The following is a 21,001-nucleotide window of genomic DNA, read 5'->3' as shown; positions in this document are numbered from 1 at the left end:
GAAGTAAAATCACATCGCCTTTCAGTCGTCACTATTTCTGAAAACAGCCTGAATATCTTCCATCATAAAGCCTTTCGACATTAAAAAACGCTGTACCTTGCTTTTCTCAGTCCAGGTTTGCGGTAAGGGTTCGCCAAATTTGCGTTTGGCAAGATCGGCTGCGCACTGGCTCCAGTCTACTTCGGTATCGAATAGCGCCTGATTGATCTCCTCACGGCCAATGCCCTTTTGCTGCAATTCCATACGCACGCGTTGTGGACCATATCCTTTACGCGCACGGCTTTGAATAAAGCGTTCGGTAAAGCGCTCATCGTTGAGCCAACCGCTCTCCTGACACCAGTCGAGCACTTTTTCCAGTAACTCGTCGGGAATGGGCGTGTTTTCCTGCTGCTGCAGATAAGCCGCACGTTGGGAAGAGAGCTGCAATTTACGCTTTAGCTCTTCACGACTGTGGTCGCGCTGCGAAAGGATGCGCATAGCGCGGTCGAGTAAACGGGAATATGTTGGCACAGGTGCCGCAGATGATGACGATGACATAGGATCAACCTTGTTCTAACAGTCGTGCAGGGTCGCAGAGTAAAGCAAGAAGGCAGAGAGGAAAAGCGCTGGCGGGGAAAAGCAAAACGGGAGCATTTCTGCTCCCGTTAATATTTTAGAAATCTTCGTTGGTTTCGCTGGCTTCTTCGCGATCATCCGCGGAGATTTTCGCGGTGTCTGCGGCGGCGACATCACCACTTAGCAGTAAGTCACGCAGCTTCTTGTCGATTTCATTCGCAATCGCCGGGTTCTCTTTAAGGAAGTTGGTGGAGTTAGCTTTACCCTGACCAATCTTCTCACCGTTGTAGCTGTACCACGCGCCGGCTTTCTCAACCAGTTTGTGCTTCACGCCAAGATCCACCAGCTCGCCAAAGGTGTTGATACCTTCTCCGTACATGATTTGGAATTCAGCCTGCTTAAACGGTGCCGCAACTTTGTTCTTCACGACTTTCACGCGGGTTTCGCTACCTACCACTTCGTCGCCCTCTTTAATCGCACCGATACGGCGGATATCCAGACGAACAGAAGCGTAGAATTTCAGTGCGTTACCGCCTGTTGTGGTTTCCGGGTTACCGAACATCACACCAATCTTCATACGAATCTGGTTGATGAAGATCAGCAGCGTGTTGGACTGCTTCAGGTTACCCGCCAGCTTACGCATTGCCTGGCTCATCATACGAGCGGCCAGACCCATGTGCGAATCGCCAATCTCGCCTTCGATTTCCGCTTTCGGCGTCAGCGCCGCCACGGAGTCGACGATGATGACGTCAACTGCGCCTGAACGCGCCAGCGCATCACAAATCTCCAGCGCTTGCTCACCGGTATCCGGCTGTGAACACAGCAGGTTATCGATATCAACGCCCAGTTTTTTCGCGTACACCGGATCCAGTGCGTGCTCAGCATCGATAAAGGCACAGGTTTTACCTTTACGCTGTGCAGAAGCAATAACCTGCAGCGTCAGCGTGGTTTTACCCGAAGATTCTGGTCCGTAAATCTCAACGATACGGCCCATCGGCAAGCCACCCGCGCCCAGCGCGATATCCAGTGACAGTGAGCCGGTAGAGATGGTTTCGACATCCATTGAGCGGTCTTCACCCAAGCGCATGATGGAGCCTTTACCAAATTGCTTCTCAATCTGGCCCAGTGCGGCAGCTAAAGCCTTCTGTTTGTTCTCGTCGATCGCCATTTCCACTCCTAATCATGCTGGGTGAGTCGACATCAAGTATGTCGCTCGTTCTGTTGCCGCTAATTATACTGTATAGTCATACAGTATCAAGTTTTAATTTATCAGAAATTCATCAAGCAGCGTTTGCAGCGCCCAAGCCACTGACTGACGGCGTACCGCATCACGGTCGCCAGCAAAGATCTGGCGCTGCGCTAGTACGCGCCCCTCTGGACCCACAATCGCAAACCACACGGTGCCCACCGGTTTATCGGGCGTGCCACCTTCAGGACCGGCAATACCGCTTACGGCGATGGCGTATTCTGCCGCTGCCGCTTTAGCCGCACCGGTAGCCATCTCACGCACCGTCTGTTCACTTACGGCGCCATGCTGCTGCAACGTTGTGTCCTGTACGCCGACCATCTGCTGCTTAGCTTCATTGCTGTAAGTAACGAAACCGCGCTCAAACCAGGCAGAGCTACCGCTGATATCAGTAAATACTTTCGCAATCCAGCCGCCGGTGCAGGATTCTGCAGCGGTCACCGTGGCCTGACGTCTCTTCAGCTGTTCGCCAATACGGTGACTTAGCTGCTGTAACTGTTCATCGTTCATCGCCTTCTCCCGTTGTGGCGCTTCACGTTAGCAGTATATGGTGCGCTGAAAAGCCCTTTTCAACCTTCAGCCATCATTTCTGCGCAGTGGCTTCCAGATACCTTAGCCAGTTTTCACTGCAACCATAAACAGACGCGGGAAGGCTAACAAAACCTGGCCGTTACTGCGTGCGGGGTAAGCCGGAATGAGGGCCTGATGATAATCATGAAGAAATGCTGCCTGCTGCGTTTCATCCAGCCCCGCGAGGAAAGGACGCAGCCCGGTGGCACGCAACCAGGTAATGATGCCCTGCGCATCTGCCATCGGGTGATAATAAGTAGTGCGCCAGACATCAACCTGGCAACCCGCATCGGTCAGCAGATCGTAATAGCGATCGGTGGTTAGCAGGCGTTTGCGATCCGCCGCTTGTGGCGAAATCAGCGCCTGCCATTTTTCATTCGCCGCCACTTCGCGCATCAAACGGTGCGATGGTTCTTCAAGATTATCGGGCATCTGAATCGCTAGCGCGCCACCGATGGCCAATTGATCAACCAGATGCGGCAGCAAGGTGTGATGCTCGGTCAACCACTGCAGCGAGGCGTTGGCATAGATAACCTGCTGCGGCTGTTCAGCCTGCCAGCGACGAATATCGGCCTGCAGGAAATGGCAGTTGGGGAGACGTTCGCGCGCCTGCTCTAACATTGCCGCAGAACTGTCAATGCCGGTTATCTGCGCCTCAGGCCAGGCTTGTGCCAGTAGCTCGGTGCTGTTGCCAGGTCCGCAACCAAGATCGGTGGCAAAGCGCACATCATCGAGCGGAATGCGATCCAATAGCTCGCGCGCCGGGCGGGTTCGCTCTGATTCGAATTGGCGATACAGTTGTGGATTCCAGTCTTGCATGGCAGTGCTCCTGTCTTGGCTGAGGGGTTAAACACTACCTGCTTTTCATGCTTTCATAGAAAGAGAAAAGTGCGATATCTCACCTTTTTGCCCTCGTTAGCTGGTTAGCCTGCGCAGATAGCATTAAGTTAAAACGACGTTTCATTTTCCAAGCAAGGAGCTTGATATGTCTGCACAACCCGCATTGCCCGGCGTATGGTGTCCGTCAGTAACGCCCTTTGATAGCAACAATAATCTGGATATTGATGCGCTTGGCCGCCATTTTTCTCGCCTGAGCCAATCAGGCATTGATACCTTGCTGCTGATGGGCAGTATTGGCGAATTTGCCTCGCTCTCGCAGCAGGAGCGCCTGTTACTGATCCGCGAGGCGCGTCAACTCTCGCCCCTGACCATGGTGGCAAATGTCTCCAGCACCTGTATTGCGGACATGCTGCAACTGGCAGATGCGGCCTGGCAGAACGGATTTGATGCTGTAATGGTGCTGCCTCCTTACTATTACGGGCAGACACATAAACAGCTGCTGCGCTATTTCAAAGCGCTGGATACACAGCTGGGCGGCAAGTGGTTCGCCTACAATTTCCCCGCACGCACCGGCTGTGATTTAACGCCTGCGTTGGTCGCAGAACTGGCGGCAGAGCTGCCCAACTTTATTGGCATCAAAGACACCATGGATTGCTTGTCGCACAACCGCGCAATGATTGAAGAAACGAAGCAGGTGCGCAGCGATTTCACCGTGCTTTCCGGCTATGACGAATATCTGTTGCCCAATCTACTGGCTGGCGGTTCAGGTGTGATTTCCGGCTTGAACAATATTGTGCCGGAGCTATTTGCCCGTGCGATGCAGGCCTGGCGGGCGGGCGATGTAGCGCAGCTCAGTGAGATTCAACAACGTATTGGTAAACTGATGGCGATTTACACTATCGGCGATGATTTTGTTACCACCATAAAAACGGCTGTTGCACGTCGATTTGATTCAATGCGCAGCAACTCGCGCAATTATGGTGGCGAGCTAACAGCGGAACAGTGCGAGGAAGTGGATCGTTTACTGAGTTGAAACAAACAGGACGGCGCAAAGCCGTCCCATAATTAGTTCTTTTTGACGAACTCAGATTTGAGTTTCATCTGGCCAAAACCATCAATTTTGCAATCAATGTTGTGATCGCCTTCGACCAGGCGAATGCTTTTGACTTTGGTACCAATTTTCAACGTCGAAGAGCTGCCTTTAACCTTAAGATCTTTAACGACAGTGACGCTGTCGCCATCGGCTAACAGGTTGCCGTTGGCATCGCGTACCACCAAACCGTCCGATGCATCATCGGCGTTTGCCGTCCAGATATGGCCGCAAGATGGGCAATTCAGGTTCTCGCCATCTTGCCAGGTGTAATCGGCGTGGCAGACAGGACAGGCAGGTAAGGTACTCATAAGCGCTCCTCAGAAGTCGGATGCGGTGAAGATGGCACCGCAAATGGGGGGCCATCTTATACCCTCACACTTTATATGGACAGCATTAAAACAGGCTGCCCTGACGTGCTTTAGCCACGGCTTCACCCAACTGCCACACCGCCATTGCATAGTGGGTGCTATGGTTATAGCGCGTAATGGCATAGAAGTTGGGCAGACCATACCAATATTGATAGCTGGTGCCGAGATCCAAACGCAGCAAACTGACCTGAGTATTACCGTCCAGCGATCCCTGCGGCGTTAAACCACTCGCAGCTAAGGTGCTGACTGGGTACTTGGTTTTAAAGCCATTCTCCAATGCCGGAGCCTGCCCGCTGGCCGGCACCGCAACGTTCTCGCCCGCACGCCAGCCATGTTCTTTGAAGTAGTTGGCTACGCTACCAATCGCATCAACCGGATCCCAAAGGTTGATATGACCATCGCCATTAAAATCGACTGCGTATTGCTTATAAGAGGATGGCATGAACTGTCCATAACCCATCGCACCGGCAAAGGAGCCGCGCAGATCCAGCGGATCGTCTTGCTCTGTTCGCGCCATCAGCAGGAAGGTCTCCAGCTCACCGCTGAAGTAAGCTGCACGACGCGGATAGCTAAATGACAAGGTTGCCAGCGCATCCAGCAAGCGCGTTTTGCCCATTACCCTGCCCCAGCGCGTCTCAACGCCGATAATGCCAACAATGATTTCCGGCGGCACGCCGTAAACCTGCTGCGCACGCTGTAGCGCATCCTGATACTGATTCCAGAATGCCACGCCGTTCTGCACGTTATCCGGCGTAATAAACTTGTTGCGATAGCGAATCCACGCGCCATTCGGTCCGGTTGGCGGCGTATAGCTCGGGGCTTGCTGATCCATCAAACGCAGCACGTAATCCAGACGCTTCGCCTGGCCGATAACCGCATGCAATTGCTCACGGTTAAAACCGTGTTTTGCCACCATTTGATCAATGAACTGTTCAGCTGCGGGGTTACCCGCAAAATCGCCAAACATCGGTTGAACCGCGTGCGAAGGTTCCAGCAAAAAACCGCCTTTCGGTGCAGGCACAACGGCGGGCTGCTGATGGGATGCAGGCTTACTGCTGCAGGCAGCAAGCAGAGTAATAAGCGGAAGAAGAGCAACCTTAAAACGCATTGGATATCCATAAGCCAGGTGAAACCGGAAGCACTCATGGTAATCGTTCATCGGGGTGACATACAGAGCAATATCTTAAAATTTAGCCGTTTCCCGCCCGTTTCAGCCGGTTGCAACGCGAATTTGCGAAACCGCTCCACACTTTACCTTTTTCATTAAATTTTGCTTTTTACCGTTTGCGGCAATTTGTTATGGTCGGCAGCCATAAAGCCCTGCTGGCGGATGAAGGTTACGCGGCAAAAATGGTAATATCCCGCTTTCGTTATCCGCCCAAGTGATAACGACACTTCCGGGCTGCATTGACCCAGCCTCAGGTAATTAAAAGAATGAATGTTGAGTGAGAATGAGATGAAAGGAGCAGAGCAAATGGACTTTAGTGGCCATACGCCGATGATGCAGCAATACCTGCGCCTGAAGGCCGATCATCCTGACATCCTGCTGTTTTATCGCATGGGCGATTTTTACGAGCTGTTTTACGATGACGCGAAACGCGCCTCGCAACTGCTGGAAATCTCTCTGACCAAACGCGGCGCCTCTGCTGGGGAACCGATTCCGATGGCGGGCGTGCCTTACCATGCGGTTGAAGGCTATCTGGCGAAACTGGTCCAGCTCGGCGAATCGGTGGCGATCTGTGAGCAGATTGGCGACCCAGCCTTGAGCAAAGGCCCGGTTGAGCGAAAAGTGGTGCGTATCGTTACACCCGGCACCATCAGCGATGAAGCGTTGCTGCAAGAGCGCCAGGATAACCTGCTCGCCGCCATCTTCCAGAGCCAGCGCGGTTTTGGTTATGCAACGCTGGACATCAGTTCTGGCCGCTTCCGCCTGAGTGAACCCGGCGATCTGGAGACGATGGCAGCAGAACTGCAGCGCACCAATCCGGCTGAACTGCTCTATCCCGAAGATTTCCAGGCAATGACGTTGATCGATCAACGCCGTGGCCTGCGTCGCCGCCCGCTGTGGGAATATGAAATCGATACGGCGCGCCAGCAGCTCAATCTGCAATTTGGCACCCGCGACTTAAGTGGTTTTGGCGTTGAGCAGGCGCATCTGGCGCTACGCGCTGCAGGATGTCTGCTGCAATATGTTAAAGACACGCAACGCACGTCGTTACCGCATATTCGCTCGCTGAGCATGGAGCGTCAGCAGGATAGCGTGATCATGGATGCTGCTACGCGCCGCAACCTGGAAATAACGCAAAACCTGGCCGGCGGCATCGAGAACACACTGGCGGCGATACTGGATAAAACCGTCACGCCGATGGGCAGCCGTATGCTGAAACGCTGGCTGCATATGCCGCTGCGCGATGTCACTACCATTGCCCGGCGTCAGGAGTCTATCGCAGAACTGCAATCACTTAGTCAGGAGCTGCAGCCGGTGCTGCGCCAGGTGGGCGATCTGGAGCGTATTCTGGCGCGACTGGCACTGCGCACCGCGCGCCCACGCGATTTGGCACGTATGCGCCATGCCTTCCAGCAGTTGCCCGAGTTAAACCAACAACTCGAGGGCGTTGAGGCCACGCAGTTAATTAATCTGCGCTCTCAGATGGGCGAATTTACCGAACTGCGTGAGTTGCTGGAACAGGCGATCATTGAATCGCCGCCAGTGCTGGTGCGCGACGGTGGCGTGATCGCTTCGGGATACAACGCTGAACTCGACGAGTGGCGTGCGCTAGCCGATGGTGCCACCGATTATCTTGATCGTCTGGAAATCCGAGAGCGCGAGAAACTCGGGCTGGATACGCTGAAAGTCGGCTTTAACGCGATTCACGGCTACTACATTCAGGTCAGCCGTGGTCAAAGCCATCTGGTGCCGATTCATTACGTTCGCCGCCAGACGCTGAAGAATGCTGAACGCTATATCATTCCTGAACTAAAAGAGTATGAAGATAAGGTCCTGACGTCGAAGGGCAAAGCGCTGGCGCTGGAGAAAGGTCTCTACGATGAGCTGTTTGATCGCTTGCTACCACATCTTGAAGCCCTGCAAATCAGTGCGGCTGCACTCTCTGAGCTGGACGTGCTAGCGAACCTGGCCGAACGTGCATGGACGCTGAATTATTGCCGCCCGGTGCTGCAAGAAAAAGCCGGCATCCGTATTACTGCAGGCCGCCATCCGGTGGTCGAGCAGGTATTGAAAGAGCCGTTTATCGCGAATCCGCTGTCACTCTCACCGCAGCGTCGCATGCTGATCATTACCGGCCCCAATATGGGCGGTAAAAGTACCTACATGCGCCAGACAGCGTTGATCGCGCTGATGGCGTGGATAGGCAGCTATGTGCCAGCAGAAGAGACCGTCATCGGCCCTATCGATCGCATCTTCACGCGCGTCGGGGCTGCTGATGATCTGGCTTCCGGACGCTCAACCTTTATGGTGGAGATGACGGAAACCGCCAACATTCTGCATAACGCTACCGAAAACAGTCTGGTACTGATGGATGAAATCGGGCGCGGCACCTCGACTTATGATGGTTTGTCGCTGGCATGGGCCTGCGCTGAAAGTTTGGCGAATCGCATTAAGGCCATGACGCTGTTTGCCACCCACTATTTCGAGCTGACCACGCTGCCGGAAAAAATGGAAGGTGTCGTGAATGTGCATCTGGATGCGGTCGAACACGGAGACACCATCGCCTTTATGCACAGCGTGCAGGATGGTGCAGCAAGCAAAAGTTATGGTCTCGCGGTGGCGGCGCTGGCGGGCGTGCCGAAGGAAGTGATTAAGCGCGCGCGTAACAAGCTGAAGGAGCTGGAAGCGTTATCTGGCAGCTCCGCCGCATCCACAGTGGAAGGTTCGCAAATGCAGTTGCTGGTGGCAGAAACCTCACCGGCGGTTGATGCGCTTGAGGCACTGGACCCAGACAGCTTAACGCCGAAGCAAGCGCTGGAATGGATCTATCGCTTGAAAACGCTGGTGTAGTTATTCGCCCGCCCAGAAGCAACGTTCTGTGCGGGCCATTTTTTTTACAATTCCCTGGTGTTAAGCAATTTTAGCGGGCTCATTCCAGTCAACTCGCCCGGCTTTAAATCACACTATATCCCCCATCGATCACTAAATTCTCGCCATTGACCATTGCCGCTTCATTGCTGCTGAGATACAACACCGTACTCGCGACTTCGTCAGGTGTGGCAAAACGTCGTGATGGGATTTTTGATTTCATCTGCTCCGCTCGCTCCCCATGCCAGTAACGCTTACCTAATTCCGTCTCAACCACCGTTGGTGAAATGGCATTAGCGGTAATACCAAACGGCCCCAACTCCGCTGCCAACACCCGCGTGAAAGACACCATACCTGATTTGCTGGTGCAATATGCCGCGTGCTCATTGAGTGCAATGACGCTGGCCTGTGAGGCGATGTTAATCAGGCGGCCAAAACCGTGTTCTTTCATATATCGAGCACAATGCTGAGCGAGGAAGAATGGCGCGGTCATGTTAATCAACATCGTGGTATTCCAGCTGGCGAGTTGCACTTCGCCCACGGATTCCAGCATGCCAATACCGGCGTTATTGACCAGGATGTCAATGCGGCCAAAATCATGGTGAATCTGCTCAACCAGTTCGCCAAGCGCTTCGACATTAGCCAGATCGAAAACGTAACCTCGCGCAGGGTTGTCCATCTTGCTGGCAACCGTTTTTACCTCTTCTGCGCGATCGATCATCGCCACTTGGGCACCCGCAGCACTTAAACAGCGGGCAATGGCGTAACCAATTCCCGATGCGGCGCCGGTGACGATGGCGACCTTATTTTGCAGTGAAAATGGTGTTGTCATGTTGTGGTCCTTTTCATTGAGGGTATTTATTCGGATTTGCTGGCCGTGGTCTTGGAAGGAGCGTTACGCTCTATTTTTGGTTGGGGATCACGAATAAAGAATGTCATGACGCCGCCAGCAAAATAGAGAACGGAGAAAGTAATAATCACGTGCTTGATTTCAAATGACAGGCCGAACATTAGTGCGGCAACCGCCGGACCAATTAGATTACCGAAACCACCACCCAGATTTTGCACCGAAACCGCAGCGCCTTTATGCTGCGGCGCCAGCATCGGGAAAATCGCCCCCATTGGCACAAAGGAGGTGAGCGTTAAGGCTAATAACAGCGCGCAGACAATGGCTAACGCCAGATTACCTGGGAAAAATGAGGGTAAAAAATAGAAAGCGGCAGTGGTAATCGTGCATCCGAAGAAACCAAACCAGCGCATCTGAAAAATCCAGCCAATACGATCGCCAATAATGCCCCAAAGCACATTGGTTATTGGTTGAACCAGGAAAAATACGCCCCAGATAGTCGCCCACTCTTTAGTAGAAAATCCTAATTCACGGGTGAAATAGATCGGCATAAATACCGGCAGGCCAAATAATGCCACATTACATAAGATGCGTGTTATCAGCGCAAAGAACATACTGCGGTCTTCGAAGATCAAGGTTATTCCGCGCGATATTTCCCGCAATTTTTCTTTGCGACTGACGCCGTTACTATTTAGATTGTGTTCACTCTGAGTTTTAACCGTAAACAATATAATCACACCGCCCACCGCAGCAAACAGCAGTGAAAGCCAAAGCGTATTGATGAACCCAATTTCAGGCACCAGAAGGCCGGAGAGGAAGGAAGCTGTAATGCCATAACCAATGGTAAACATCGACCATATCCAGCCGGTTGCGGAGGCAAGTCGATGCTCAGGCGTGCGCTGCACCACTAATACATAGAATCCATAAAAGAACAGCGGATAAGCGAAGCCGCGCAACGTATAACTCACCAACATCAAGGTAAAGTTATTTTCACTTACGCCAAAATAAACAAATACGGCATGTAACACCATCCACCAAATAGCGCCGGTGAGCATAATTTTCTTCGGACCATAAATTTCACTCACGGCACCGGAAAGCCAACTTGAAACTGCTGCCGTTAACGCATAAACGGTGAAAACTAATGAAACTTGTTTTTCTCCATAGCCGAGATCGTAGAGATATCGGGAGAGATGAGCCAGTTCGATGCCATCGCCGGTCATGAAGATGGCCATCGCAATATATCCCCATAGCAGAGATATTGGCATCCCAAAAACCACTCTGGAGTATTGTGACTTTGTACTGCTGCTTTGCACACGCATTGTTCTTCTCACTCCCTTTTAGTTATTCATTGCTTGAATATCCTGGTGATACAGCGAGCAAGAAAATGGCATAGCACCGTTTTAAAAACTTTTATCAGAGTGACACGGAGAAAGGAAATAAGGCAAAATTGCAAAGAAAGTCGTGCACAACATTACAAATTGCTAAATGAGAGCAAGATAAATAGAGCATTTATTAGATGTTTAATTAACATCTAATGGATTTAATTTACGGTTATCTATTTAGGTGACGGTTTAAGTGATAGCGTTAAAAGATTTTACTTTGATGAATTAACAAGTGCTGCCTGTATATTTTAACCAATAAAAAAGCGGTGGTTTTCACCACCGCTTCTTGTATTAACCACGTATTCTGTTATTCACGAAACAGTGCTTCGATGTTCAAACCTTGCGTCTGCAGAATCTCACGCAGACGACGCAGTCCTTCCACCTGAATCTGACGTACGCGTTCACGGGTCAAACCGATTTCACGACCGACATCTTCAAGCGTTGCCGCTTCGTAGCCTAACAGGCCGAAACGACGCGCCAGCACTTCACGCTGCTTGGCATTCAGTTCAAACAACCACTTAACGATGCTCTGTTTCATATCATCGTCTTGCGTGGTGTCTTCCGGACCGTTGTCTTTCTCATCGGCCAGGATATCCAGCAGCGCTTTTTCGGAATCGCCACCCAAAGGTGTATCGACCGAGGTAATGCGCTCATTGAGACGCAGCATACGGCTCACGTCATCAACAGGCTTGTCTAGCTGCTCGGCAATCTCTTCAGCACTTGGCTCATGATCAAGCTTGTGCGAAAGTTCACGCGCGGTACGCAGGTAAACATTTAACTCTTTAACGATGTGGATTGGCAGACGGATGGTACGGGTTTGATTCATAATCGCCCGTTCAATTGTCTGACGAATCCACCACGTGGCGTAAGTTGAGAAACGGAACCCACGTTCTGGGTCAAACTTCTCTACGGCGCGAATCAAGCCGAGATTACCCTCTTCAATCAGATCCAGCAGCGCCAGACCACGATTGCTATAACGACGGGCAATCTTTACTACCAAGCGTAAGTTACTTTCAATCATGCGGCGGCGAGATGGAATGTCACCCCGCAGTGCACGGCGCGCAAAGAAGACTTCTTCTTCTGCCGTCAGCAGCGGTGAATAACCAATCTCTCCGAGGTAAAGCTGCGTCGCATCCAAAACGCGTTGCGTCGCACCCTGTGACAACAGCTCTTCTTCCGCTACGTCGTTGTTATCACCAGGTTCGTTCTCAACGAGAGCCTTCTCATCAAAAACCTCAGCTCCGTTGTTTTCCTCGAATTCCGCATCTTCATGTAAATCGTTAACTTTCAGCGTATTCTGGTTCATTAGCGGCTCCTACCCGTGATCCAAGGGCAGAACCAAGGTTCTGCCGGATTATCGCTGCGGTAAATAACGCAACGGGTTTACGGATTTCCCCTTGTAACGAATTTCAAAGTGCAATCGTACTGAACTGGTACCGGTGCTACCCATGGTAGCGATTTTTTGCCCCGCCTTAACTTCCTGTTGTTCCCGGACCAGCATAGAGTCGTTATGGGCGTAGGCGCTCAGGTAGTCATCATTGTGTTTGATGATGATTAAATTACCGTACCCACGGAGCGCGTTGCCTGCGTACACCACTCTTCCCGAAGCTGTGGCGACAACAGGTTGTCCACGCGAACCGGCGATATCGACCCCTTTGTTTCCGCCTTCCGCAGCGGAGAAGTTATCGATGATCTTCCCATCAGTCGGCCAACGCCAGCTTCCCACTGGAGTTGTGCTATTAGTCGTGCTGCTGACTGTAGGTGGTGCGACAACCGGAGCTGTGGTCGTTGCCACATTATTTGCTCCTTTCGACGGCAGCAATTTGCTACCCGACGAATTACCCGAATCATCAGAATACGTAATAACAGGTTGCTGTGCAACAGGGGTGGATTTAATTTGCGTCTGGCTCAGTGTAACTGGCACGCCGCCCTGGGTTGCATCGGCGGCAGTAATCGCGTTTCCACCGGTAATGGTCTGGCCGTTACCATTACCAACCTGCAGCGTTTGCCCAGCGTTCAAGCCATACGGGGCTGCAATATTGTTACGCTGTGCCAGATCGCGGAAATCGTTTCCGGTAATCCAGGCAATGTAGAACAGGGTATCGCCACGTTTTACGGTATAGGTTTCACCACCGTAGCTACCTTTAGGAATATTCCCATAATTGCGATTGTACACAATGCGACCATTTTCCGTGGCTACATTGTTATTGTCACTTACCATTCCACCTGACGGTTGTGCCGATGGTGTGCCGCCGCTTAACATTCCGCCACGTGGCATCGCGGGCACAGCGCTGTTTTGCGAAGAGATCATGCCGCCGCCTGAGGCTGAAGCCATACCGCTATCGCCACTATTACCACCAATCTGGCTAATGGGTGCCTGTGTATTATCGCCAGAACTACAGCCCGCCAGCCAAAAACCTACCAAAGAAAGTGCCGCCAAACGGCGTAATTGAAATGCTGTGCTTCCCATGCTCACTGATCCCCCGTGATGGCAACCCTGAATATAAATGTGTAACGGCGTTAACCGCATTATCCACTGCGCGTAACGTTAAAAACGGTTTTTAGCATTGATAAACAAGGATAGTAACAATATCAACTGTGCCGTGCCATGTAACAGTTGTGAAGAATTGCGTAATGCTGTCCTAGGCCAGATCGCCCTGAACCAACGGCACAAAGCGCACGGGTTCGATGATTTCTTCAATCAATTCATCGCCCTGACGACGCAAACGCTTCAATACCTGCTGATCCTCGCCAACCGGCAGCACCATTTTGCCGCCGTCACCTAATTGCGCTATCAGCAAAGTCGGAATTTCAGGCGGTGCGGCGGTCACGATAATGGCATCAAACGGACCACGCGTCGCCCAGCCCTGCCAGCCATCGCCATGCCGGGTAGAGATATTATGCAGATCGAGTTGCTTGAGGCGACGCTTAGCCTGCCACTGCAAGCCCTTGATGCGTTCGACGGAATAAACATGATTAACCAGATGCGCCAGAATCGCGGTCTGATAGCCAGAACCGGTGCCGATTTCCAGCACGCGCGATTCCGGCGTGAGCTCTAACAAGGCGGTCATGCGCGCCACCATGTAAGGCTGAGAAATGGTCTGGCCGTTGCCAATCGGCAGCGCAACGTTTTCCCACGCTTTATGCTCAAACGCCTCATCGATAAAACGCTCACGAGGCACATCGGCAATGGCTTTCAGCAGGTGTTCATCATGAATGCCCTGCGCGCGCAGCTGCTCCAAAAGCGTTTCGATGCGGCGATTCACCATGCGAGTTTTACCTCTGCCTGGGTCAGCCAGTCACTTAATACTTCTTGTGCAGCATGCGCGGTCAAATCCACATGCAGCGCGGTCAACGAAACGTAGCCCGCATCCACCGCAGCGAAATCGGTATCCGGGCCTGCATCCAGCTTTTGCCCCGGCGGGCCAATCCAGTAAAGCGGCTGGCCGCGCGGGTCTTCGGTGCAGATAACCTGATCGGCGGGATGGCGGCTGCCGCAGCGGGTCACGCGGAAACCTTTGATCTCCGCTAACGGCAAATCAGGCACGTTGATATTAAGAATACGGCCGGTACGCAGCGGAGCGCGCGACAGCGCACGTAACAGCGTACAAGTGATGGATGCGGCGGTGTCGTAATGCTGATGTCCATTGAGTGAAACAGCGAGCGCAGGCAAGCCAAGATGGCGCCCTTCCATTGCCGCAGCGACGGTACCGGAGTAAATCACATCGTCGCCAAGGTTTGGACCGGCGTTGATGCCGGACACGACGATATCGGGACGCGGCTGCATCAGCTTGTTCACGCCGAGGAACACGCAGTCGGTCGGCGTGCCCATCTGCAGCGCGATATCGCCGTTTTCATGTGTAAAGGTACGCAGCGGCGTCTCCAGCGTGAGCGAGTTAGATGCGCCGCTACGATTGCGATCGGGCGCGACAACCTGCACCTCGGCAAACTCACGTAAAGCACGCGCCAGCGTCTGAATACCTGGCGCATGAATTCCATCATCGTTACTCAGCAATATCCGCATCGTTACCTTCTTGTTGGAGAAGCTCACGCACCACGCTGGTGGCAAAACTGCCCGCGGGCAGCCAGAACTGCATCTCCAGCGTCACATCGTCCCACCATTCCCAGCGCAGATCCTTTGGCACCACCAGCATTGCACGACGCGCGGCATCAACCCGCTCGCGCTCAAGCAGTGTAATCAATTCTTCTGCGCCTGCCAGGCTTTGCTGCTCAAAAAGCAGCGCGTCGCCTTGCGGACCCGCATCACCGCGACCCGGCAGCGGCGCAGTGATGCGCAGTTGATGATTATCGATGCGCTGCTGCACGTCAGGCAACTCTTCCGCCTGCGCCACGAACCAGCTGCCGCGACCGGCCAGCTGTACCGCATCGCCCACCTGCACCACATCCAGTGCGCCATCACGCTGCAAACGCGCGCTGGTCACCTGATTAAACAGATGACTGCGGGTCGCTGACAACAGCAAACCTTTCATATTGCGATCGCGCGGACGGAATGTCTCTTGCGCCCACTGTTTCGCCTGCGTTAGGTTGTTGCCGCCACGACCAAAGCGCTGCTCACCAAAGTAGTTCGGCACGCCGCGCTGTTGAATCTGCTGTAAACGTGCGTCGACTTCACGGCGATCGGAGATCTGACGCACCACTAAGCGGAACGCATTGCCCGCCAGCGCGCCGGTACGCAGTTTGCGCTTGTGGCGAATTACCTGCAGGATTTCAACGCCTTCCAGCTGGAATCCGGCCAGATTCGGCATGCCATTGCCCGGTACGCGGAAACAGAGTGTTTGCTCGGTGACGGCATGACGATCTTTCATGCCGGCATAGCTAAGGTCACGCACCGGCACGCCGAGAAATTTGGCGATGGCTTCAGCGACAAAGCGCGTATTGCAGCCAATTTTACGGATGCGCACCAACAGCTGTTCACCTTCGCCATCATAGGGATAGCCAAGATCTTCAATCACCACGAAATCTTCGGGATTGGCTTTGATGACGCCGGTGGCAGTCGGCACGCCGTGCAGGTAATGCAGTTCACTCATGCCTGATCGGCCTTTATCAGCAGCGCAACCGCTTCACAGGCAATGCCTTCGCCACGCCCGGTAAAGCCCAGCTTTTCGGTGGTGGTGGCTTTGACGTTGACGTCATCCATATGGCAACCGAGATCTTCGGCGATATTGACGCGCATCTGCGGCACATGCGGCAACATTTTCGGTGCCTGCGCAATGATGGTCACATCGACGTTACCGATGCGATAGCCTTTCAGCTGAATCCGACGCCAGGCTTCGCGCAGTAAACCGCGGCTGTCAGCGCCTTTAAACGCCGGATCGGTATCCGGGAACAACTTGCCGATATCGCCCATCGCCACCGCGCCGAGCAAGGCATCCGTCAACGCATGCAGCGCCACATCACCATCAGAATGGGCAATAAAACCGTGTTCGAAGGGAATACGCACCCCGCCAATCACTAACGGACCTTCGCCGCCAAAAGCGTGAACGTCAAAACCGTGACCGATACGCATCATGCGCTCTCCTGTAACTGAATCTGGGTAAGATAGAAGGCCGCCAGCGCCAGATCTTCTGGCCGCGTCACCTTAATATTGTCGCTGCGTCCACTCACCAATTCCGGGTGATAACCGCAATACTCCAGCGCCGACGCTTCATCGGTAATGGTAGCGCCTTCATGGAGTGCGCGCGTCAGGCAAGCGGTGAGCAGTTGATGCGGGAAAAATTGCGGCGTTAACGCGTGCCATAAATCCTCGCGTTCAACGGTGTGGGCGATGGCGGTTTTATCCGGTTCGGCGCGTTTCATGGTGTCGCGCACCGGCGCCGCCAGAATTCCGCCAACCTTGCTGTACTCACGTACCGCCAGCAGACGTGCTAAATCGTCCGGATGCAGGCAAGGACGCGCGGCGTCATGCACCAGCACCCATTCGCTGTGGTGAATGGCGTTTAAGCCCGCCAGCACTGATTCGGCGCGCGTGTTGCCACCGGTCACGCGGAGAATACGGGAATCCTGCGCCAGCGGTAGTGAATCGAACCAGCCATCGTCATTGCTGACCGGCACAATTACCTGTTTTACCGCAGGATGTGCCAGCAGACGTGCGACGCTGTGTTCAAGGAGGGTGAATTGACCAATGGTCAGATACTGTTTTGGGCAGGCAGCCTGCATTCGGCTGCCCACACCTGCGGCGGGCACCACGGCAATCACATCCGCAAGGATCGGGCGCTTGTTCATGGCTTATCGTTGTTGATTTTGCGCAGCTTGTTGCGCGTTACGTTTGTTCTGGTCTGGCACCAGACGATAGAAAGTCTCACCGGGCTTAATCATGCCCAGTTCATTACGTGCGCGTTCTTCGATCGCTTCAGAGCCGCCATTGAGATCGTCAATTTCGGCGAATAGCTGATCGTTACGCGCTTTAAGCTTGGCGTTATTCGCCTGTTGTGTCGCGACGTCTTCGTTGACGCGCGTATAGTCATGAATACCGTTCTTACCCAGCCACAGGGAATATTGAAGCCATCCCAGCAGCACGAGTAGCAGTAACGTCAGTTTTCCCATCCCCGCCCCCTGAAAAACGGCCCAATCATCCCATAACTTGACGCTGGACTCCACTGCGACGGCGAAAATGCCGCGCACGGGCGTTTAGCCGTGCAAATAATGCCAGAGTAGGAGGCGAGACGGCAGGTAAAGTTTTGTAACCTGCCGATGCGTTTGCACATCAGCTGGGCGTTACCAACCGGAGAGAAATGAGAACAGCAGCCAGAACAAGCACACCACCACAATCGCCGTGGCGATCCCGCTCCAGAATAAGTGAGTGCGGATCATCAGGCTGAGCACGATGCCAATCAATACCGAAACCGGCAGTAGCGCGAGGAAGAATGGCCAGGTGTAGAGGAAGAAGAACAGCGTGTTGGAGCCGTAGAGCATGAACGGAATCGCCAGTGCGCACCAGTACGAGAGAAAGCCAAACACGCCGCCCGGCAGTGATGAGCGAGACTCATCCGGGGTGCGTTCATCTTTACGGGCTAGCATGGGCGTTACGTTCTGCATAGAGATCCTGTTGACGCTAAGCGCGGCAAACCCAAAGGGATTTGCCGCTGTCGGTTCAGGATCTGATGATATCGCGGTGACGCAGCAGGTCTAACAATTGGCCGGCGAGTTTTGTAACCAATTGTTCGCCATCAAGGTGGATTTCCGGGGCGTCTGGCGCCTCGTAAACGCTATCGATACCGGTGAAATTACGCAGCTCACCGGCACGGGCTTTTTTGTATAAACCTTTGGGGTCGCGCGCTTCGCACACGGCCAACGGCGTATCGACAAACACTTCGATGAACTGCCCTTCAGCCAGCAGATCGCGCACCATGTTGCGTTCCGCGCGATGTGGCGAGATAAATGCGGTCAGCACTACTAAACCGGCATCGACCATCAGTTTCGCCACTTCGCCGACGCGACGAATGTTCTCTTTACGATCGTCATCGCTAAAGCCGAGGTCACGGCACAAACCGTGACGCACGTTGTCGCCATCCAGCAGATAGGTGTTCACACCGGCCCGATGCAGCGCCTGCTCCAGCGCGCCGGCCACGGTGGATTTCCCCGAGCCGGAAAGCCCGGTGAACCACAGCACCACGCCTTGATGGCCGTGCTGCTGTTCGCGCTCCTCGCGCGTTACCGGATGATCGTGCCACACCACGTTTTCATCGTGTTGCGCCATTACTTGCCACCCAGCAGATCGCGCGCGTTCCAGTGTGGGAAGTGACGACGCACCAGCGCGTTCAGCTCCAGCTCGAAATCGCTGAACTGACCCGCTTGCGTACGCACATCGGTCAGCGGCTGATTAATCATGCCCGCGCCCACCGTCACGTTGCTCAGACGATCGATAAAGATCATGCCGCCAGTCACCGGATTCTGGCGATACGCGTCCAGCACCATCGGTTCGTCAAAGGTCAGTTCGACCAGGCCAATGCCGTTAAGCGGCAGGCTGTCCACGGTGCGCTTCTCCAGCGAGTTGATCTCCACCTGATGGATCACTTTCTCAACGCGCGCGCGAGTTTTCTTACCGGCGATCTTCACTTCGTAACTTTGCCCGGGCTGCAGCGGCTGTTCCGCCATCCACACCACGTCAACGGTGGCGGATTGCACCGCTTGCAGCTCGGCTTCCGCATCCACCAGCAGATCGCCACGACTGATGTCGATCTCATCTTTCAGCACCAGCGTAATCGCTTCACCGGCACCCGCTTCAGGCAGGTCGCCATCGAAGGTGACGATGCGCGAGATGGTCGATTCCACGCCCGATGGCAGCACTTTCACGCGCTGACCGACGTTGACCACACCCGACGCCAGCGTACCGGCATAACCACGGAAATCGAGGTTAGGACGGTTCACATACTGCACCGGGAAACGCATTGGCTGATGATCCACCACGCGGTTCAATTCAACGGTTTCTAATACGTCGAGCAGCGTTGGGCCGCTGTACCACGGCATGGTGACGCTGGGCGTTGCCACGTTATCGCCTTCCAGCGCCGACATCGGCACAAAGCGAATATCAAGGTCTTCCGGCAGCTGCGCGGCGAAATCGAGGTAATCCTGTTTGATCTGCTCAAAGGTCTCTTGCTTGTACTCCACCAGATCCATCTTGTTGATGGCGACCACCAGATGCTTAATGCCCAGCAGCGTGGAGATAAAGCTGTGACGACGCGTCTGATCCAGCACGCCTTTACGCGCATCGATCAGCAGGATCGCCAAATCGCAGGTCGATGCACCGGTCGCCATGTTGCGGGTGTACTGCTCGTGTCCTGGCGTGTCGGCAATAATAAATTTGCGCTTCTCAGTGGAGAAATAGCGATACGCCACATCAATGGTGATGCCCTGCTCGCGCTCGGCCTGCAAGCCATCAACCAGTAACGCGAGATCCAGCTTCTCACCCTGCGTCCCGTGACGTTTGCTGTCGTTGTGCAGCGAGGAGAGCTGGTCTTCATAAATTTGACGCGTGTCGTGCAGCAGGCGACCAATCAGCGTACTTTTGCCGTCGTCGACGCTACCGCAGGTCAGGAAACGCAGCAGGCTTTTATGTTGTTGCGCGGTCAGCCAGGCTTCTACGCCGCCCTGATCGGCAATCTGTTGTGCAATAACGGTATTCATCTGCGTCTCCTTAGAAATAACCCTGACGTTTCTTCATTTCCATCGAACCGGCCTGGTCGCGGTCAATCACGCGTCCCTGGCGTTCACTGGTGGTGGAGACCAGCATCTCTTCAATAATTTCCGGCAGCGTCTGCGCCTCTGATTCCACCGCGCCGGTCAACGGCCAGCAGCCGAGCGTACGGAAACGCACCATGCGCTGCTTGATCACTTCACCTGGCTGCAGATCGATACGGTCGTCATCGATCATCATCAGCATGCCATCACGCTCCAGCACCGGACGCGGCGCGGCGAGGTAGAGCGGCACGATCTCGATATTCTCGAGGAAGATGTACTGCCAGATATCCAGCTCGGTCCAGTTGGAGAGCGGGAACACGCGGATGCTTTCGCCTTTGTTAATCTGGCCGTTGTAGTTGTGCCACAGCTCAGGACGCTGGTTTTTCGGGTCCCAGCGGTGGAAGCGATCGCGGAAGGAGTAGATACGCTCTTTCGCGCGCGACTTCTCTTCATCACGACGTGCGCCGCCAAATGCCGCATCAAAACCGTATTTGTTCAGCGCCTGCTTCAGGCCTTCGGTTTTCATGATGTCGGTGTGCTTGGCGCTGCCGTGCACAAACGGGTTGATGCCCATCGCCACGCCTTCCGGGTTGCGATGCACCAGCAACTCCGCGCCCATCGCTTTCACGGTGCGATCGCGGAACTCATACATTTCACGGAATTTCCAGCCGGTATCAACATGCAGCAGCGGAAACGGCAGCGTGCCCGGATAGAAGGCTTTACGCGCCAGATGCAGCATTACCGAGGAGTCTTTACCGATGGAGTACATCATCACCGGATTGCTGAACTCGGCCGCCACCTCGCGGATGATATGGATACTCTCTGCCTCCAGCTGGCGCAGATGAGTAAGTCGATTTTGGTCCATA

The 21,001-nt window shown here is 53.9% G+C and carries 22 protein-coding genes; 2 read left to right on the top strand and 20 right to left on the bottom strand.

Annotated features, from left to right (window positions below; all coding sequences use genetic code 11):
- Positions 1-21 precede the first annotated feature (21 nt).
- From KVT28_RS17570 to tam, 4 genes are all read right to left on the bottom strand, one after another.
- Positions 22-537, bottom strand: a complete 516-nt coding sequence (locus tag KVT28_RS17570; RefSeq protein WP_254633574.1) for a regulatory protein RecX — start codon at positions 535-537, stop codon at positions 22-24.
- A gap of 115 nt (positions 538-652) precedes the next feature.
- Complete coding sequence (gene recA, locus KVT28_RS17565; RefSeq protein WP_101762617.1) at positions 653-1,723, bottom strand: recombinase RecA; 1,071 nt, start codon at positions 1,721-1,723, stop codon at positions 653-655.
- A 93-nt stretch (positions 1,724-1,816) separates the two neighbouring features.
- Entirely contained in the window at positions 1,817-2,311 is a 495-nt protein-coding gene (gene pncC, locus KVT28_RS17560; RefSeq protein WP_101762616.1) for a nicotinamide-nucleotide amidase, read from the bottom strand.
- 102 nt (positions 2,312-2,413) lie between these two features.
- Positions 2,414-3,190 (bottom strand): trans-aconitate 2-methyltransferase, encoded by a 777-nt coding sequence (tam, locus tag KVT28_RS17555; RefSeq protein WP_101762615.1) that lies wholly within the window; start codon positions 3,188-3,190, stop codon positions 2,414-2,416.
- Between the two features lie 166 nt (positions 3,191-3,356).
- On the opposite strand from tam, the gene KVT28_RS17550 reads away from it, so the two are divergent.
- The gene (locus KVT28_RS17550) at positions 3,357-4,244 is read left to right on the top strand and encodes a dihydrodipicolinate synthase family protein (protein WP_101762614.1); all 888 of its coding nucleotides are present in this window, start codon (positions 3,357-3,359) and stop codon (positions 4,242-4,244) included.
- A gap of 32 nt (positions 4,245-4,276) precedes the next feature.
- Here the strand turns inward: KVT28_RS17550 and KVT28_RS17545 are convergent, their stop codons facing one another.
- Together KVT28_RS17545 and mltB are read right to left on the bottom strand one after the other, a co-directional pair.
- On the bottom strand, positions 4,277-4,612 hold the full coding sequence (locus KVT28_RS17545; protein ID WP_192236517.1) for a zinc ribbon domain-containing protein YjdM: 336 nt from the start codon (positions 4,610-4,612) through the stop codon (positions 4,277-4,279).
- Positions 4,613-4,697: 85 nt separating this feature from the next.
- Entirely contained in the window at positions 4,698-5,780 is a 1,083-nt protein-coding gene (gene mltB, locus KVT28_RS17540) for a lytic murein transglycosylase B (RefSeq protein WP_101762612.1), read from the bottom strand.
- Between the two features lie 366 nt (positions 5,781-6,146).
- Between mltB and mutS the strand changes: the two genes are divergently transcribed.
- Positions 6,147-8,690 carry a DNA mismatch repair protein MutS gene (mutS, locus tag KVT28_RS17535; RefSeq protein ID WP_101762611.1) on the top strand — a complete coding sequence of 848 codons (2,544 nt, stop codon included), beginning with the start codon at positions 6,147-6,149 and terminating at the stop codon, positions 8,688-8,690.
- Between the two features lie 103 nt (positions 8,691-8,793).
- On the opposite strand, the gene KVT28_RS17530 is transcribed toward mutS, so the two are convergent.
- From KVT28_RS17530 to cysD, 14 genes are all read right to left on the bottom strand, one after another.
- Positions 8,794-9,540 (bottom strand): GolD/DthD family dehydrogenase, encoded by a 747-nt coding sequence (locus tag KVT28_RS17530; RefSeq protein WP_101762610.1) that lies wholly within the window; start codon positions 9,538-9,540, stop codon positions 8,794-8,796.
- A gap of 26 nt (positions 9,541-9,566) precedes the next feature.
- Positions 9,567-10,874, bottom strand: coding sequence for an MFS transporter (locus tag KVT28_RS17525; RefSeq protein WP_101762609.1), 1,308 nt, complete (start codon positions 10,872-10,874; stop codon positions 9,567-9,569).
- A gap of 370 nt (positions 10,875-11,244) precedes the next feature.
- Positions 11,245-12,243 (bottom strand): RNA polymerase sigma factor RpoS, encoded by a 999-nt coding sequence (gene rpoS, locus KVT28_RS17520; RefSeq protein ID WP_007893257.1) that lies wholly within the window; start codon positions 12,241-12,243, stop codon positions 11,245-11,247.
- A gap of 48 nt (positions 12,244-12,291) precedes the next feature.
- Positions 12,292-13,413 (bottom strand): murein hydrolase activator NlpD, encoded by a 1,122-nt coding sequence (nlpD, locus tag KVT28_RS17515; RefSeq protein WP_206098214.1) that lies wholly within the window; start codon positions 13,411-13,413, stop codon positions 12,292-12,294.
- A 166-nt stretch (positions 13,414-13,579) separates the two neighbouring features.
- On the bottom strand, positions 13,580-14,206 hold the full coding sequence (locus tag KVT28_RS17510) for a protein-L-isoaspartate(D-aspartate) O-methyltransferase (RefSeq protein ID WP_008104533.1): 627 nt from the start codon (positions 14,204-14,206) through the stop codon (positions 13,580-13,582).
- Entirely contained in the window at positions 14,200-14,961 is a 762-nt protein-coding gene (surE, locus tag KVT28_RS17505) for a 5'/3'-nucleotidase SurE (protein ID WP_101762607.1), read from the bottom strand. The genes KVT28_RS17510 and surE overlap by 7 nt, the downstream gene beginning before the upstream one ends.
- On the bottom strand, positions 14,942-15,985 hold the full coding sequence (gene truD / locus KVT28_RS17500; protein ID WP_101762606.1) for a tRNA pseudouridine(13) synthase TruD: 1,044 nt from the start codon (positions 15,983-15,985) through the stop codon (positions 14,942-14,944). Before truD ends, surE begins: the two co-directional genes overlap by 20 nt.
- Positions 15,982-16,464: a 2-C-methyl-D-erythritol 2,4-cyclodiphosphate synthase gene (gene ispF, locus KVT28_RS17495; protein WP_061719965.1), complete on the bottom strand. Its 483-nt coding sequence runs from the start codon at positions 16,462-16,464 to the stop codon at positions 15,982-15,984. Before ispF ends, truD begins: the two co-directional genes overlap by 4 nt.
- On the bottom strand, positions 16,464-17,180 hold the full coding sequence (gene ispD, locus KVT28_RS17490; protein ID WP_101762605.1) for a 2-C-methyl-D-erythritol 4-phosphate cytidylyltransferase: 717 nt from the start codon (positions 17,178-17,180) through the stop codon (positions 16,464-16,466). Before ispD ends, ispF begins: the two co-directional genes overlap by 1 nt.
- Positions 17,181-17,183: 3 nt before the next feature.
- Complete coding sequence (gene ftsB / locus KVT28_RS17485) at positions 17,184-17,501, bottom strand: cell division protein FtsB (RefSeq protein ID WP_101762604.1); 318 nt, start codon at positions 17,499-17,501, stop codon at positions 17,184-17,186.
- A gap of 171 nt (positions 17,502-17,672) precedes the next feature.
- The gene (locus KVT28_RS17480) at positions 17,673-17,993 is read right to left on the bottom strand and encodes a DUF3561 family protein (RefSeq protein ID WP_101762603.1); all 321 of its coding nucleotides are present in this window, start codon (positions 17,991-17,993) and stop codon (positions 17,673-17,675) included.
- A gap of 55 nt (positions 17,994-18,048) precedes the next feature.
- The gene (cysC, locus tag KVT28_RS17475; RefSeq protein ID WP_008104549.1) at positions 18,049-18,654 is read right to left on the bottom strand and encodes an adenylyl-sulfate kinase; all 606 of its coding nucleotides are present in this window, start codon (positions 18,652-18,654) and stop codon (positions 18,049-18,051) included.
- Positions 18,654-20,081, bottom strand: coding sequence for a sulfate adenylyltransferase subunit CysN (cysN, locus tag KVT28_RS17470; RefSeq protein WP_101762602.1), 1,428 nt, complete (start codon positions 20,079-20,081; stop codon positions 18,654-18,656). Before cysN ends, cysC begins: the two co-directional genes overlap by 1 nt.
- A 10-nt stretch (positions 20,082-20,091) precedes the next feature.
- Positions 20,092-21,000, bottom strand: a complete 909-nt coding sequence (gene cysD, locus KVT28_RS17465; protein WP_007893231.1) for a sulfate adenylyltransferase subunit CysD — start codon at positions 20,998-21,000, stop codon at positions 20,092-20,094.
- Position 21,001 lies beyond the last annotated feature (1 nt).

Origin of the sequence: Pantoea sp. GbtcB22 (assembly GCF_019091025.1) — a bacterium.
GTDB lineage: Bacteria > Pseudomonadota > Gammaproteobacteria > Enterobacterales > Enterobacteriaceae > Pantoea > Pantoea leporis.
The sequence above is the reverse complement of the archived record's forward strand: the minus strand, read 5'-3'. Positions and strand labels throughout refer to the sequence as shown.